The 15,341-nt window shown below is 41.4% G+C and carries 14 protein-coding genes; 10 read left to right on the top strand and 4 right to left on the bottom strand.

Annotated elements, in window-relative coordinates:
- Window positions 1–140 precede the first annotated feature (140 nt).
- Both P2W73_RS10700 and P2W73_RS10695 read right to left on the bottom strand, forming a co-directional pair.
- Window positions 141–470: a type II toxin-antitoxin system RelE/ParE family toxin gene (locus P2W73_RS10700; RefSeq protein ID WP_276502027.1), complete on the bottom strand. Its 330-nt coding sequence runs from the start codon at window positions 468–470 to the stop codon at window positions 141–143.
- Entirely contained in the window at window positions 460–678 is a 219-nt protein-coding gene (locus P2W73_RS10695) for a hypothetical protein (RefSeq protein ID WP_276502026.1), read from the bottom strand. The genes P2W73_RS10700 and P2W73_RS10695 overlap by 11 nt, the downstream gene beginning before the upstream one ends.
- Before the next feature lie 221 nt (window positions 679–899).
- Between P2W73_RS10695 and P2W73_RS10690 the strand changes: the two genes are divergently transcribed.
- On the top strand, window positions 900–2,366 hold the full coding sequence (locus tag P2W73_RS10690; RefSeq protein WP_276502025.1) for a pyridoxal-phosphate dependent enzyme: 1,467 nt from the start codon (window positions 900–902) through the stop codon (window positions 2,364–2,366).
- 13 nt (window positions 2,367–2,379) lie between these two features.
- Here the strand turns inward: P2W73_RS10690 and P2W73_RS10685 are convergent, their stop codons facing one another.
- Window positions 2,380–2,511, bottom strand: coding sequence for a hypothetical protein (locus P2W73_RS10685; RefSeq protein ID WP_276502024.1), 132 nt, complete (start codon window positions 2,509–2,511; stop codon window positions 2,380–2,382).
- Between the two features lie 593 nt (window positions 2,512–3,104).
- On the opposite strand from P2W73_RS10685, the gene P2W73_RS10680 reads away from it, so the two are divergent.
- From P2W73_RS10680 to P2W73_RS10655, 6 genes are all read left to right on the top strand, one after another.
- Window positions 3,105–3,896: a helical backbone metal receptor gene (locus P2W73_RS10680; protein ID WP_276502023.1), complete on the top strand. Its 792-nt coding sequence runs from the start codon at window positions 3,105–3,107 to the stop codon at window positions 3,894–3,896.
- An 88-nt stretch (window positions 3,897–3,984) separates the two neighbouring features.
- Window positions 3,985–5,091, top strand: coding sequence for a hypothetical protein (locus tag P2W73_RS10675; RefSeq protein ID WP_276502022.1), 1,107 nt, complete (start codon window positions 3,985–3,987; stop codon window positions 5,089–5,091).
- 184 nt (window positions 5,092–5,275) lie between these two features.
- Window positions 5,276–6,343 (top strand): class II fructose-bisphosphate aldolase, encoded by a 1,068-nt coding sequence (gene fbaA, locus P2W73_RS10670; protein WP_276502021.1) that lies wholly within the window; start codon window positions 5,276–5,278, stop codon window positions 6,341–6,343.
- A 98-nt stretch (window positions 6,344–6,441) separates the two neighbouring features.
- On the top strand, window positions 6,442–9,144 hold the full coding sequence (locus P2W73_RS10665) for a glycoside hydrolase family 78 protein (protein ID WP_276502020.1): 2,703 nt from the start codon (window positions 6,442–6,444) through the stop codon (window positions 9,142–9,144).
- A gap of 11 nt (window positions 9,145–9,155) precedes the next feature.
- Window positions 9,156–10,307: a DmpA family aminopeptidase gene (locus P2W73_RS10660; protein ID WP_276502019.1), complete on the top strand. Its 1,152-nt coding sequence runs from the start codon at window positions 9,156–9,158 to the stop codon at window positions 10,305–10,307.
- On the top strand, window positions 10,304–11,143 hold the full coding sequence (locus tag P2W73_RS10655; RefSeq protein ID WP_276502018.1) for an aminotransferase class IV: 840 nt from the start codon (window positions 10,304–10,306) through the stop codon (window positions 11,141–11,143). Before P2W73_RS10660 ends, P2W73_RS10655 begins: the two co-directional genes overlap by 4 nt.
- A 3-nt stretch (window positions 11,144–11,146) precedes the next feature.
- Here the strand turns inward: P2W73_RS10655 and P2W73_RS10650 are convergent, their stop codons facing one another.
- On the bottom strand, window positions 11,147–11,668 hold the full coding sequence (locus P2W73_RS10650) for a hypothetical protein (protein ID WP_276502017.1): 522 nt from the start codon (window positions 11,666–11,668) through the stop codon (window positions 11,147–11,149).
- Between the two features lie 273 nt (window positions 11,669–11,941).
- Here P2W73_RS10650 and P2W73_RS10645 point away from each other — a divergent pair, with 273 nt between their 5' ends.
- From P2W73_RS10645 to P2W73_RS10635, 3 genes are all read left to right on the top strand, one after another.
- A complete protein-coding gene (locus P2W73_RS10645; RefSeq protein WP_276502016.1) occupies window positions 11,942–13,135 on the top strand; it encodes an MFS transporter in 1,194 nt (397 codons plus the stop codon).
- Between the two features lie 146 nt (window positions 13,136–13,281).
- Window positions 13,282–14,904 (top strand): alkaline phosphatase PafA, encoded by a 1,623-nt coding sequence (gene pafA / locus P2W73_RS10640; protein WP_276502015.1) that lies wholly within the window; start codon window positions 13,282–13,284, stop codon window positions 14,902–14,904.
- Window positions 14,905–14,924: 20 nt separating this feature from the next.
- Entirely contained in the window at window positions 14,925–15,182 is a 258-nt protein-coding gene (locus P2W73_RS10635; protein WP_276502014.1) for an acyl-CoA-binding protein, read from the top strand.
- Window positions 15,183–15,341 lie beyond the last annotated feature (159 nt).

Below are 15,341 nucleotides of genomic sequence, written 5' to 3'. Positions count from 1 at the left end.
CAGGTCCGGTATAACCCTTCTGTTCGCAGGAGGGTTTTTTATTTGCCGAATTACGAGGAAAAGATGATGAAGCTTTGCAATTTTTCTCAAATCTGGAAACCGGGAGCTATTAATCCGTAGGGGCATTTATGAATAATTGCTCAGTCGGGTATTCTCTTAATTCTTTCCTTTAAGTCTTTATCGGTAATATCCCCTTGTTCCGACTTATCATAAATAGAAACCAGGTACACGATATTTGCAACTATCTTCACACAAGTGATCACCCTGGCACCACCGCTGTTCCCTTTACCTTTTGAAGCGATTGCCAATCTGATTTTGTATGTCCCCTTGCCAAGCGGGGTACCTATAGCCGGGTTGGATTGCAGTTGATTAGCCAACTCTGCAACATCATTCTTAAGCGAAGTATATTTTTTTGCAAGTTTCTTAGCCTCAGATAAAAACTCTGGTGTGGCCACGATATTATAAGGCATCAAGCAACTGTTTGAGCGGAATGGATTTCAATTTTCCTTTTTCAATTTCTCTTACCTGCTTCAGCCCTTTTTCCATAGATTTCAGAATCCTGCTTTTAGCATCAGGCTTATTCTTTTTTAATTCCGATGTAAGTTTTTCCCACTCCCGGATCGGGACGAAAACGCCCACCGGTTTTCCATTCGCATCATATGTGTACTGAAAAGACATTGTTGTGATTTGCTTTCAAATTTAAACAAAATCTTTTTGTCTTATTAGAAGGACGCATGATCCCTGCGCCAATTAACGTTTGCAGAGTGAATATATATTGACGTATCATAGTTATATAACAAGCGTGATAATGAACATTGAGCGTTGAAAATTGGATATTGAATTTTTTTCAGCGGCATTAAATGTTCAACGGTTAACGCTCTCCCGAGCTATCGGGATCAATGTTCAACGAAAGAGCTTATTTAAACGATATTAACCTTGCATTCACCACTCCCCATCATTCTCCTTCGCTCAGGATTCTTAACTTTGCGCTACAACAAATGTTTGTAATGGATATAAAGAATAACATACTGGAAACCATCGGCAATACTCCTTTGATCCGGCTCAATAAAATAACCAAAGATTTCCCCTGTACTGTACTGGCAAAAGTGGATTATTTCAATCCCGGCAATTCGATAAAGGACAGGATGGCGCTGAAGATGGTAGAAGTGGCGGAGCAAGAAGGAAAATTAAAACCCGGCGGAACTATTATTGAAGGCACGAGTGGTAATACAGGTATGGGTCTTGCCTTGGCTGCCGTGGTAAAAGGCTACAAATGTGTTTTTGTTACGACCGATAAACAATCAAAAGAAAAGGCAGATATATTAAAGGCAGTAGGTGCGGAAGTAATCGTTTGTCCTACGAATGTATTGCCTGAAGATCCCAAGAGCTACTATAGCGTAGCCGCAAGACTGGCAAAAGAGATTCCCAACTCTTATCATATGAACCAATATGATAATCTTGCGAACAGGTTGGCGCATTATGAAACTACAGGGCCCGAGATATGGAATCAAACTGATGGCAAGATCACCCATCTGGTGTGCACCGCAGGTACAGGTGGAACTATCACGGGTACTGCCATGTATCTCAAAGAAAAAAATCCCAACATCCAGGTATGGGCCATTGATGTATACGGATCATTACTTACCAAATATTTCCGGACGGGTGAAGTTGATATGAATGAAGTGCATCCCTACATTTCAGAGGGCTTTGGTGAAGATTTTGTGCCGAAGAATTATGACATGAGTGTGATCGATCATTTCGAACAGGTGACAGATAAAGACGGCGCCATTATGGCAAGGAAACTGGCAAAAGAAGAAGGGATATTTTGTGGTTACAGTGCCGGTAGCTGCATACAGGGATTAATGCAACTGAAAAGCAAATTGAAGAAAGATGACCTGGTAGTTTGTATTTTTCACGATCATGGCAGCCGCTATGTAGGGAAAATTTATAATGATCAATGGATGATTGAAAGAGGGTTTCTCGACGTAAAAACTTTTAAAGATGTGATTAGTTCGAGAGGTGCTACACGCCTGATCACGGTGGAACCCACTCAAACCGTTGCAGAAGCGGTGGAGCTAATGAAGAAATATGACATAGAACAGATACCGGTAATGAATGGCGAAGGCCCGGTCGGTGCAATCAGTGAAGGCGGTTTGTTCCAAAAAATATTTGACAACCCGGAGATAAAAAACTCAAAAGTGAGTGATGTGCTGGAGCCTATGTTGCCAGTGGTAGCTTTTGATACTCCGGTGGAAAAATTGAGCTCCCTCATCAACAAAGGCAACGGCGCCGTTTTGGCAAAAGACGAGGCGGGCAGTTACCATATTATTACGAAATACGATGTATTGCAGGCACTAAGCAAATAGCCACACAATACCGCTACAGTTGATTTAAAACAAGGCTGGTAATGTTTGCACCAGCTTTTTTCGTATAAATACCATTCTTTCTGTTGCTTTTTCCGCAACTAAAAACTGGTCCATTTACCATTGTTACAGGAAATACTGACATCATAAAGTAGGGCAGTTTTGCGCTATGATGCTAAAGGAATCACAATTATTTTTGTTTCAGAAGTTGATTGAATTGATTCAATCATTAGTCCAATATCATCCAGATAAAAACCAACCGTCCAAGTATCGATTTAATTTTAAAACCCAATCCTTAGAAAACCAAACGATTCGAAATCCAGTATCAATCAACTTCTACTTTTACTTTTACGATTTAGTTCAAAGAATATATAAGATCCAACATCCTTAGAAAAGCGAACCAAAATCCTGGAGAAAACCGATTCAACGATCCTTACGAAGACCATCCAAATCCAAGACCAGGAAAACCAAATCCAGTCCCTGAAGAACGAACGCAAGTCACCGTGTCCAAATCCATGAAAAGAAATTGACAATCCGGAACCCCTCCTGCTACAAACAACGTTTTTAGCAGGAGGCGCGGTGATAAAGACCCTCTCTACCAAGCTCTTTGCTTATACCAACCTCATTATAATTATAAAGTTATTCACTCAAGGACGGGCGACGCCAATGCTGATTTGAGAAAGAGATTGATGAATGACTCTTTCTCAAATCTAATTGGTATAAATTGCAGCAAAACAGCTAATGTTTTCTTTTACAGATCAAACAGGAAGAACCGTCTCCCTTACTTCTACCCCAAGACGTATCGTTTCCTTAGTTCCCTCACAAACAGAATTATTATTTGACCTCGGCCTCGACGAAGAAGTGGTCGGCATCACCAAATTTTGCGTTCACCCGGCCGAATGGTTTTATTCCAAAACCCGTGTGGGCGGAACAAAAAAAATCAATCTTTCAGCTATACATCAATTAGAGCCTGAGCTGATCATCGCCAACAAAGAAGAAAATGTAAAAGAACAGGTGGAAGAGCTTGCGAATTCTTATCCCGTTTGGGTAAGTGATGTGAATGACCTGGAGGATGCTTACCAAATGATCGAACAGGTGGGGCTGATGACTAATACCAATGACAAAGCCCAATCACTGATCACACTGATCAAATCAAACTTTGCCCAACTGCCGAAAAAAAATACAAAACCCCGAACCGCTTACCTGATCTGGAATGATCCGTATATGACAATTGGCGGTGATACATTCATCAACTCCATGTTGGACATAGCAGGTTATGAAAACATATTTGCTAATAAAATCCGTTATCCTGAAGTAAGGATTGATGACCTGCAAAAGGAAAACCTGGAATTTCTTCTGCTTTCATCTGAACCATTTCCATTCAAACAAAAACATATCGATCAATTGCAACCTCACCTACCTGGTACAAAGATCTTGTTGGTGGATGGTGAAATGTTTAGCTGGTATGGTAGCCGGCTACAATATGCACCGCGATATTTTTTAGAATTGCAGCGCTTAATGATTGAGAGTTGAATAGTTTGCAGGTGACAATTTTCAGTTAGCAATTGGTCTGCGCTTGTGAGTCTCCCTGGGTTTGCCGAAGGATTCGTAACTTCCCCTCATGAGTTTTGCAGACCATGATAATGACCTGGAAAAAACGAAAGTGGATAAGCCTTCCCGGAAAAAGCCCATGTTCCCGGTCAATGCGGCGCTTCGCTCCTATCTAAAACACCATGGCCGGGAAGTAAAGCTTCCTGTGTTGTATAAAGATCTTTTGCATTATACGTTTTCCGTTCCTATCAAAGACAAAAATGGCCGTGATACGCTTTGGGAAAAAACCATTTATGATAAAAGAGATTGGGATTTTATCCGTGACGGGCTGGTAAAAATTTATGCGATTCTGAAAACGGAAGGGGATTTTACTTTCACCAGCCACCTGGACGTAGCACGAATTGATTATTGCACATTTGGTAACTCACATCCGTTTCGCATCCGCATTGTCAATAAATACAATGACAATTACGATCATTATTATATCAAGATAGCAGATGCATCCCGCATTTACGGTTTGGAATTAGAACATATACTCTCTCCTAACCGCATTACTTTTTTTACCTGCGAGAATACTTTGGTGGAAGAGCATATTCCGGGAATACCGGGTGATGTATTCATTCAGCAGTTGAAGAACGATCCCAATATCAACCTCATAAGATTAGCTAAGGAATTTGTGAAGTTCAATGAGCGATGTTTTGTTCGGTTACTGGGTGACATGCGGAGCTATAATTTTGTGATCGACATCACACCTGATATAGAGGATTATCAATATCGCATTCGTGCCATTGATTTCGATCAGCAGTCCTATGAAGGAAGAAAGAACTTGTACCTGCCACAGTTTTTTAAAGAGAATTATCCGTATGTCGATCTTTGCCTGAAACATTTGAATAAAGAATCCATCGCACAGTACCAGGCAGAAGAAAGAACCATGATCACTTTCAGGTTGGCTTCCTCCCGCTATCGTATCAAAGAACTGTTGGATATCATGTCATTGGATAAAATATCTGTGCCTGAAAAAGTTGAACAATTGAAACAAGAACTGAATGCTCACCTGCATACTACAACCTTCAATAAGTGTCAATCGATGGGACAAGTTGTAAAAAGGCACTTAAAACAAACGCTGCAAAAAAACTTGTTGTTGGTTCAGCGAAATGTTGGGAAAGACAGTGATTAACCCCTGTCTCTTAAAGGGAATGTGATTTTACATTAATTAAACCCTTACGATTGTTTGCTTTTATAATACGCTGATCATCTGCAGACTCCCTACACTAATGATAAATAAACTATATTAGCGGCTCTTTTTACGGTTGCTGCCTCTTTTAAAACCAATTATTTTACTTAAAGAAGAAACTGTTGCAATGAAAAAGTACAAAGCCGGGGTCCTTTTCGGTGAAGAACTGGAAGCCCTTTACAAAGATGCGAAAGACAACCAATTTGCTTTACCTGCTGTAAACACCACTGGCACCAACACGATTAATGCCACATTAGAAGCTGCTGCAAAAGTCAACTCACCTGTTATCATTCAATTTTCCAATGGGGGTGCGCAATTTATGGCCGGTAAGGGAATGCCAAACGATAAACTGCAGGCTAACATTTCCGGTGGTATTTCCGGTGCCCTGCATATTCACAATGTTGCAAAATATTATGGTGTGCCCGTTATATTGCACACTGACCATGCAGCAAAAAAATGGCTACCCTGGATCAGTGGTTTGCTCGATGCCGGTGAACAATTTTACAAAGAAAAAGGCCAGCCCCTTTTTAGCTCACACATGTTGGATCTTAGCGAAGAGCCATTGGAAGAAAATATTCAAACCTCGGTAGAGTTCTACAAAAGAATGAAACCACTCGGAATGAGCATCGAGATTGAATTAGGTGTTACCGGTGGTGAAGAAGACGGTGTTGACAACAGCGACGTGGAAAATGATAAATTGTATACACAACCAGAGCATGTGGCGTACTCTTACACAGAGTTAAGCAAAGTAGGTAATTTGTTTACCGTTGCTGCTGCTTTTGGTAATGTGCATGGAGTATATAAACCGGGCAACGTGGAATTGCGTCCTGAAATATTAAACAACAGCCAGGTTTATATTGAAAAGAATTTGAAAACCGGTGCTAAGCCTGTTTATTTCGTGTTTCATGGTGGTAGCGGTTCGCCTCAACACCAAATCCGTGAAGCGATCGGTTATGGTGCCATCAAAATGAATCTTGATACCGATCTTCAATGGGCTTTCTGGGAAGGTGTGCTGGACAATTACAAAAAGAATGAAGCCTATTTGCAAGGACAGTTGGGTAACCCTTCCGGTGCGGATTCTCCCAATAAAAAATATTACGATCCCCGTGTATGGCTTCGTAAAGGAGAAGAAACCTTCATCAAGCGTTTGGAGGTTGCTTTTGAAGATCTCAATTGTATCAACCGGAATGCATAAAAAATCAGCAAGCCTCGCCATTCAGCGGGGCTTGTTTGTTTTATATCGGATATCTTGTCTGTTGCTTAGTTTTATATCCAGATAAAAAATCAATATTGATGAGGCTTGCTTACTACCTGACCCGTTATAAAAAAACGGTTTTAATTCTGCTTTTTATTTTTTCCTGTCTCATCTCTTTTTCTCAATCTTCCTGTTTGCCTGTTGCATTGCAATGCGATTATCTTGTCAATCCAATAGGCATTGATGCAGCGAATCCACGCCTGAGCTGGAAGCTGAAAGATGAAGGAATAAATGCCAGGCAAACAGCCTGGCAGATTTTTGCCGGAACTGACTCCTTAGCAATCACTAAGGGTGTTGGCAATAGCTGGCAAACGGCCCGCATTAGCTCATCCGATCAATTAATAATCTATAAAGGCAAGGCCCTCTCTCCTTTCACCCGTTATTTTTGGGCGGTAAAAGTTTGGGATAAAGATGGTAAGCCAGGCAGGCTTTCCACTGTAAACAGCTTTGAAACAGGGATGATGGATAAGAAAAACTGGAAAGGCGCCTGGATCAGCGACACAAGGGATATTAGCATCAAACAAGCGCCGTATTTCAGAAAATCATTTTCAGGTAATAAAAAAATAAAATCAGCCCGGGTATATATTGCTGTAGCCGGATTGTATGAGCTATCAATTAACGGGAAAATAATCGGCGATCATCGCCTCGATCCGATGTATACACGTTTTGACCGGCGTAATTTATACGTAACGCATGATGTGACGGGTTATTTACAAAATGGTCAAAATGTTTTGGGTGTATTGTTGGGTAATGGATGGTATAATCATCAATCTACTGCCGTTTGGTTTTTTCATGAAGCGCCTTGGCGGGCAAGACCAACTTTTTGCCTGGACCTGCGGATAGTGTACGAAGATGGATCAGCGGAAACGATCAGCACCGACAAGAGTTGGAAAACATCATTGGGCCCGGTCATCTTTAACAGCATTTACACTGCCGAACACTATGACTCACGATTAGAACAGCCGGGTTGGAATACAATTGCATTCAATGATTCAGCCTGGAAAAATATTATTTTCAGAACCGCTCCTTCATCAAATATTGTTGCACAGGTGTTGCATCCTATTCGTAATGTAGAAAAGATCATGACAAGCAGGTTTAACAAGATCAATGATACCACCTGGGTATTTGATTTGGGAAGAAATATTGCCGGCGTCAGTGAATTGAAAATAAACGGTGATGCAGGAACGATGATCCGTTTGAAACATGGCGAGCGAATATATCCCAATGGTCATGTTGATCAGTCCAATATTGATGTTCATTACCGGCCAACGGACAACAGCGATCCATTTCAGACAGATATTTTTATTTTAAATGGAAAGGGTGAACAACGATTCATGCCCCGGTTTAATTATAAAGGTTTTCAGTATGTAGAAGTAACCAGCAATAAGCCCATCGATCTTTTGAAAGATGATCTTACCGGTTATTTTATGCACAGCGATGTGCCGGCTATTGGCCTGGTCAGTTCAACCAATGAAATCATCAATCAAATTTGGCGGGCAACCAACAGCTCCTATTTGTCAAACCTGTTTGGTTATCCAACAGATTGCCCGCAGCGGGAGAAAAATGGTTGGACAGGTGATGCACATATTGCAGTAGAAACAGGGCTTTACAATTTTGATGCGATCACCATATATGAAAAATGGATGGCCGATCACCGTGATGAACAGCAACCCAATGGTGTACTGCCTTCCATTATTCCCACCGATGGTTGGGGATATGAATGGGGCAACGGGCCTGATTGGACCAGCACTATCGCCATCATTCCGTGGAATCTCTATTTGTTTTATGGCGATCAAAAAATACTGGCCGATTGCTATGACAATATCAAGCGATACGTTGATCATATTAATGACTTGTATCCATCAGGGCTTACCACATGGGGATTGGGTGACTGGGTGCCTGTAAAATCAAAAGCACCGGTTGAATTGACTTCCTCTGCATATTATTTTGCAGATGCAAGCATATTGGCGAATGCCGCTAAATTGTTGGGTAAGCCGGAAGATTATAAAAAATATTCAGCATTGGCCACGACGATCAAAAATGCGATCAATAAAAAATACCTGGATACAAATAGCGGTATCTACGGTACGGGTATTCAAACAGAACAAAGTGTTCCGTTGTTTTGGAATATTGTCCCGGAAGAACTACGAACAAAAGTTGCTGCCAATCTTGCCAAACGTGTTCAGGAAGATGGCAATCATATTGACGTCGGTCTGCTGGGTACAAAAGCCATTCTGAATGCATTGAGTGAAAACGGTTATGCTGATCTTGCATACAAAGTAGCATCGCAGGAAACATTTCCTTCGTGGGGATGGTGGATGAAAAATGGAGCTACTACCTTATATGAAAACTGGCCTATCGATGCCAAATCGGATATATCAAGGAACCATATTATGTTTGGCGAAATTGGCGCATGGCTATATAAAGGACCGGGGGGTATAAAGCCAGATCCGCAACAGCCGGGTTTTAAAAATATTTTGCTGGAGCCGCATTTTGTCGAAGGGCTTGATCAGTTTGAAGCTTCGCATGATGGACCTTATGGAAAAATTGTTTCATCCTGGAAAAAGGAAAATAGCAGCATCGTTTATACGGTTGTAGTGCCGCCTAATTCTACTGCAACAATTAAGTTACCGAAGATAAAAAGCCAACTACTGTACGAAAACGGAAAGAGGATACATACCCGGGACGAAAAATTTGTCCGTATCCTACCAGCAGGTTTGTATAAGTTTGAATGGAAATAAATGGAAATTAAATGTGGCGATTAATTTTTATCTCAGCGCTTTTATTCATCCTGTCAATATTTTTTGCGCAAAAAACATTTTCACAAAGCCGTGGCCGCCTTTCAGATTATAATATAAAGATCGGTGTGTTAGCCAAAGGGAAATTAAATGCTATAACAGATGTTGCCGGCGTAAAGGTTGGTCATACAACATTGATCAAAGCCGATTCAGTCCGTACGGGAGTCACCGCCATCTTACCACATGAAGGGAATTTGTTTCAGCAGAAAGTACCGGCTGCTATTTTTGTGGGCAATGGTTTCGGTAAACTGGCCGGTGTTACGCAGGTACGGGAACTGGGAAATATTGAATCACCAATCATTTTGACCAATACATTGAATGTTTCAACTGGCATCGAAGGCGTTATCAGGTATACCTTGTCCCAGGCTGGCAACGAAAATGTACAATCGGTGAATGCTGTTGTGGGAGAAACCAATGATGGCTATTTAAATGATATCCGTGGGCGTCATATAAAAAATGATGATGTAATACAAGCCATTCAAAATGCGCAAACAGGCGCCGTAGCAGAAGGCAATGTCGGTGCAGGAACCGGTACAGTTTGTTTTGGTTTCAAAGGCGGAATCGGCACATCATCTAGAGTAATTCCCAAAAGTCTCGGCGGCTATACAGTGGGTGTTTTGGTTCAAACCAATTTTGGCGGCGTCTTACAAATTGACGGTGTGCCGGTAGGTGAAGAACTAAAAAAGTTTTACCTCAGAGATCGCTTGAATGATCCGGCTGATGGGAGCTGCATGATAGTGGTAGCAACTGATGCTCCGCTGGATTCCCGGAATCTTGAACGCCTGGCCAAGAGAGCTTTCATGGGTCTTGCTAAAACAGGCGGCATTGCCAGCAATGGCAGCGGTGATTATGTCATTGCATTTTCCACGCATCTGTCTGTAAGAGTGTTACATGAAAGCAGGGAGTTATTGCAGTCTGAAAATGTTTTGCGCAATGATGAGACCTCTCCTCTTTTTATGGCGGCGATTGAAGCAACGGAGGAAGCAATATTAAATTCATTGTTTAAGGCGGAGACAATGAAAGGCAAAAATGGTCGCAGCGTCGAAGCCCTTCCGCTTGATCAAATAATTCCTTTATTAAAAAAATATAAAAGCATTCCGCAATGATCGTTTTTATCAACGGACAATTTGTAGATGAGGACAAGGCAAGCCTCCGGTTAAATGATCTTTCGATTCAACGGGGTTATGGCGCCTTTGATTTTTTTAGAACCAGAAATTATATCCCGTTATTTTTGGATGATTACCTGCACCGCTTTTTTAATTCAATGGATGGAATGCATTTGCCCTCACCGCATTCAAAAGAAGAATTAAAATCCATTATTCATGAATTGATAAACAAAAATTATTGGCCCGATGCCGGTGTCCGCCTTTTAATCACAGGTGGATATTCCGCTGATGGCTATGAATTGTCAACGCCAAATTTTATAATCACACAACATAAAATTCAATTAACAGACACCACTAAGTTCAACAATGGCATCAAAGTTATTACCCATGAATACCTGCGGGATCTCCCAGAAATAAAATCTGTCAATTACCTGGTGGGTGTATGGCTGCAGCAAAAAGTAAAGGAACAGGGAGCTGCTGATGTGCTGTACCATAAACAAGGCATCGTCTCCGAATTTCCACGCTCCAATATATTTATCGTTAAAGACGATACCCTCATTACCCCGGCTGATAATGTACTACCCGGTATAACCCGCAAAAAGCTGATTGACCTGGCTCGGCAGAAATGTGCTGTCGAACTAAGGCCTGTTGAATTACATGAAGTGTATAACGCTGACGAAGTATTTATGACAAGCACCACCAAAAGACTGCTCCCCATCACAACAATTGATGACACTGTTATAGGTAATGGCCAGGCAGGTCCCATAACATCCTTGCTGAATGACGCTTTCATTGAAATGGAAGAAGAATATCTTTCAGTGCAACTGGAAAAATAGTTGTCAAAAGCTAAATCCTATTCCGGCGCTGGCAAATGCATGTAACTTAGGATCCATTCTCCAAAAATCATCAGAAGGAGGATCAAGAAAAATAGATGGGCCAGCCGCAACCCGGATAAATACTCCTCCATTTAATTTTTGATACCTGTAGCCAATACCAGGGTTTACATAAATGTATGAATCTGTTTGGTCTTTATACTTGCTGCGGTCTATATAAGGAGTAACAGCCAAACTAAATTCCGGATGGTGCTCATTTCGCCCTGTCATTACACTGAGACTAACCGGGAATGACAACGCATCTTTTTGAAGTGAAAAACCTGCTCTTACACTATAGTCCACTTTCTCTCCCTGCCTGATAATTCTATCATAGTTGATTGAATACACCGGACCTTGAGAAGTCCATTCCGTATAAAAAGTATTTTTCGCCACGGTTGCTTTATGCTGGCAATAGCCGGCCTTTGAAAAAAGAAAAAGCATAACTGGCATAAGCAAATACCATTGCCAGGTGGATGACATTTTTTTCATGTTATAAATTATTTGATGATAAACTTTTCGGGAATGAAATGAAATCAGGAACAAATCAATTTTGATTGAATCACTACGCAGGTTTAACAAGGGGAAAGGGAATCAAAGGGGTATTATAAGAATGGATTTGCAAATATAGCAGCGATATTTAAATTATGCAAGCCTCCTTCTTTTGCATAACCATTTACATAGCCTGATTTGGTTTGTCGGGTATTAATTCTTTATAAATGGCGATAGGTTTTGCTTTTATTGCCGATACCTTTGCGGCGATTTATGCTTAAAGCAACAGCGCTGACATATAAAAATGCATATTCAGGATTATCGCATTCTACCTGGTTGTTATCATTGATCATGCTGATCAACCGGAGTGGCACAATGGTGGTTCCGTTTATGACATTGTATCTCACCAGTCCTAAGATGGGCTATTCGGTGGGGCAGGCAGGTATGGTGTTTGGCTTGTTCGGACTGGGTGCTTTTTGCGGGGCGTATATCGGTGGTAAGCTGACTGATAAAATTGGCTACTATCCTGTTCAGCTGATTACACTCATCGGCGGTGGTATTCTTTTTATTTTATTAGGACAGATGAAAACCTATCCGCTGATCTGCCTTTTCACTTTCCTGGTAAGTTTTGTGGGTGAGGCTTTTCGTCCGGCAAATTCAACAGCTATCGCTTTTTATAGTAAAGAAGAAAACCGAACCCGATCCTATGCATTAAACAGGCTGGCGATCAATATCGGCTGGGCGGTTGGAAGCGCTATTGGTGGCATTCTTGCAAAGATCAATTATGAATTGTTGTTTTGGGTAGACGGCATTACCAATATTCTTGCGGCGATCGTCATGATACTTTTTCTCAAACCGGTAAACCGTGCTGTTGCTGAAACTTCGCAAGAGACAGCACAGACTCCTGCTCTTTCAGCTTTCCGTGATAAAACATTTATCATTTTTATTTTGGTAACGACATTATTCGCCAGTTGCTTTTTCCAGATATTCACCAATATCCCTGTTTACTTTAAAAGGCATCTTCATCTTTCCGAGCCTTATATCGGTTTGCTCATGGCAATTAATGGGGTCATTATTGCATTGATAGAAATGATACTGGTATATAAGCTGGAAGGCAAACGGAAAAGTATGGTGTATATCACCAGTGGCGTTCTGTTAACAGGTCTTTCGTTTTGGTTATTAAACATCCCATTTCATGGTGCATTCATAGGGCTTTGTATGATCACCCTGGTAACGTTTGGCGAAATACTGTCTATGCCATTTATGAACAGCTATTGGATAAGCCGGACCCAGCGTAACAACCGGGGGCAATATGCGGCGCTTTATACGATGGCCTGGTCCGCTGCGCAAACTCTTGGGCCTATGGGTGGCGCTCAATTGGCCGAGCATGCAGGTTTTACGACACTGTGGTGGGTTGTTGGCGGATTGTCAATTGCGGCTGCTCTTGCCTTTAAAAAATGGTTGTAGGTTTTTGCAGTCAAACAATCGATTGATATCTCCTCTGCAGGTCATCTTCCTGCTTTCTTCCTGCGATGGATAGAATGTTATCCAATGATTAATGCTGCCAGGCAAACAGTATTATACCCTTACATTTGCTAAAATTTTTTTGGCTTATGAAACTATCAACAACACTGCTGATTGGATGCATAATGTTTGCTGGCAGTTTTGTTCAGGCTCAGTCTGTTCAACGACCTAAATTAGTAGTTGGAATTGTGATCGATCAAATGAGATGGGATTATCTCTATCGTTATTATGATCGCTATTCACCCGGCGGCTTTAAACGAATGCTGAACCAGGGCTTTAGTTGTGAGAATACTTTTATTCCTTATACACCAACTTATACTGCAGCCGGACACAGCTGCGTGTATACCGGTTCTGTTCCTGCGATCAATGGCATTATTGGCAATTATTGGTATCGGCGGGATCTCAAACGAAATTGGTATTGCACGGATGACTCAACCGTTTCGTCTGTGGGTAGTAATTCTATTGCCGGTAAAATGTCACCGAGAAATATGCTCACCACCACTATTACCGATGAGTTGAGGCTGGCAACAAATTTTCAAAGCAAAACAATTGGTATTTCGCTGAAAGATCGCGGTTCTATTTTACCTGCGGGTCATTCGGCTAATGCGGCTTACTGGTTTGACAATGCTACCGGCGGATGGATCAGCAGCACTTATTATATGAATGAATTACCCGAGTGGGTTAAAAACATCAATAGCAAAAAATTGCCGGATCAATACCTGCAGCAAAATTGGAACACACTTTACCCGATCAACACTTATAAACAAAGTACATCTGATGATAAAGTGTACGAATCCACTATCGGCGGTGAAGACAATACTTTTCCACACATGACTGCTGCTATTTCGGTTAATAAATACGAGTCATTCCGCCAAACACCCGGAGGTAACACCTATACTTTTGATATGGCGAGAGCAACGGTAGAAGGTGAAAAATTAGGCCAGAGAGGAATCACCGATTTTCTTGCCATCAGTTGTTCATCCACTGATTATATCGGTCATGCATTCGGACCAAACTCAATTGAAGTTGAAGATACTTACCTGAGATTGGATAAGGATCTTTCTGCTTTTTTTAAATACCTGGATACTAAATTAGGCAGTGGTCAATACCTTGTCTTCCTGACCGCCGATCATGCGGTGGCACATACACCGGCATTTTTAAAGGAAAATAAATTGCCTGGTGGCACATTTGACGATGCAGCGGTAAGACAATGGCTGAATGAAAAAGCAGAAAAGAAATACGACATCAGGAGCGCAGTCGAACAGGTTATCAATTACCAGTTATATCTTAATTACGCATTGCTGAATGAAAAGAAAGTGGATATTGATGAATTTAAAACCTGGGCGGTTAATGAATTGAAAAATCACCCGGCTATCATGAGCGCATTTGATTTGGAAGAAGTACCGGAGACACCGATACCCGCCAAAATAAAAGACATGGTGGCGAATGGCTATAATCAAAAGCTAAGCGGGGATATCCAGTTTGTATTCAATCCAGGCTGGTTTGATGGATATGACAAAGGCACTACCCACGGATCGTGGAACCCGTATGATTCTCATATTCCGCTTGTATGGTTTGGCTGGAAAATAAAACCTGGTAAAACAAACCGGGAAACTTATATGACGGATATTGCTGCAACGGTAGCTGCCATGCTGCGTATCCAGATGCCAAATGGTTGTGTGGGCCATGTGATTGAGGAAATCACCAAATAAACAATTTAAACGCTTATTATATGGAATTGAAAGAGCAATTTGAGAAGGCAGTAAAAGAAAGCAAGGAGCTGCCATCAAAACCCGATAATGACACGTTGCTAAAGTTATATTCACTTTACAAGCAAGGAACAGAAGGCGATGTAAACACAGAGCCCCCTTCCAATCCATTTGATTTTGTAAATAAAGCCAAGCATGAAGCCTGGAGTAGTTTAAGGGGAAAAACAAAAGACGATGCGATGAAAGAATACGTGAAGTTGGTGGAGCAACTGAAAGGATAAAAAACAAAAATGCCGGAGTAGTTCCGGCATTTTTGTTAGCAGATGTTTGCCATTTGACAGAGGCATAAATTCTTCAATATTGGGTACATAACTCCACAATCTTTCTTTTTAAACAGGATAACTGGCTGCGAAATAGCATTCCCCCCAACTGATGACGCC

Origin of the sequence: Terrimonas pollutisoli, from assembly GCF_029360765.1 — a bacterium.
GTDB lineage: Bacteria > Bacteroidota > Bacteroidia > Chitinophagales > Chitinophagaceae > Terrimonas_B > Terrimonas_B pollutisoli.
This window is presented reverse-complemented; position numbering and strand designations above follow the sequence as displayed.

Excerpts from the sequence above, each read along its gene's own strand:
- P2W73_RS10700 (WP_276502027.1), bottom strand. The coding sequence starts at position 470 with ATGCCTTATAATATCGTGGCCACACCAGAGTTTTTATCTGAGGCTAAG.
- P2W73_RS10695 (WP_276502026.1), bottom strand. The coding sequence starts at position 678 with ATGTCTTTTCAGTACACATATGATGCGAATGGAAAACCGGTGGGCGTT.
- P2W73_RS10690 (WP_276502025.1), top strand. The coding sequence starts at position 900 with ATGTTCAACGAAAGAGCTTATTTAAACGATATTAACCTTGCATTCACC.
- P2W73_RS10685 (WP_276502024.1), bottom strand. The coding sequence starts at position 2,511 with ATGATGTCAGTATTTCCTGTAACAATGGTAAATGGACCAGTTTTTAGT.
- P2W73_RS10680 (WP_276502023.1), top strand. The coding sequence starts at position 3,105 with ATGTTTTCTTTTACAGATCAAACAGGAAGAACCGTCTCCCTTACTTCT.
- P2W73_RS10675 (WP_276502022.1), top strand. The coding sequence starts at position 3,985 with ATGAGTTTTGCAGACCATGATAATGACCTGGAAAAAACGAAAGTGGAT.
- fbaA (WP_276502021.1), top strand. The coding sequence starts at position 5,276 with ATGAAAAAGTACAAAGCCGGGGTCCTTTTCGGTGAAGAACTGGAAGCC.
- P2W73_RS10665 (WP_276502020.1), top strand. The coding sequence starts at position 6,442 with ATGAGGCTTGCTTACTACCTGACCCGTTATAAAAAAACGGTTTTAATT.
- P2W73_RS10660 (WP_276502019.1), top strand. The coding sequence starts at position 9,156 with ATGTGGCGATTAATTTTTATCTCAGCGCTTTTATTCATCCTGTCAATA.
- P2W73_RS10655 (WP_276502018.1), top strand. The coding sequence starts at position 10,304 with ATGATCGTTTTTATCAACGGACAATTTGTAGATGAGGACAAGGCAAGC.
- P2W73_RS10650 (WP_276502017.1), bottom strand. The coding sequence starts at position 11,668 with ATGAAAAAAATGTCATCCACCTGGCAATGGTATTTGCTTATGCCAGTT.
- P2W73_RS10645 (WP_276502016.1), top strand. The coding sequence starts at position 11,942 with ATGCTTAAAGCAACAGCGCTGACATATAAAAATGCATATTCAGGATTA.
- pafA (WP_276502015.1), top strand. The coding sequence starts at position 13,282 with ATGAAACTATCAACAACACTGCTGATTGGATGCATAATGTTTGCTGGC.
- P2W73_RS10635 (WP_276502014.1), top strand. The coding sequence starts at position 14,925 with ATGGAATTGAAAGAGCAATTTGAGAAGGCAGTAAAAGAAAGCAAGGAG.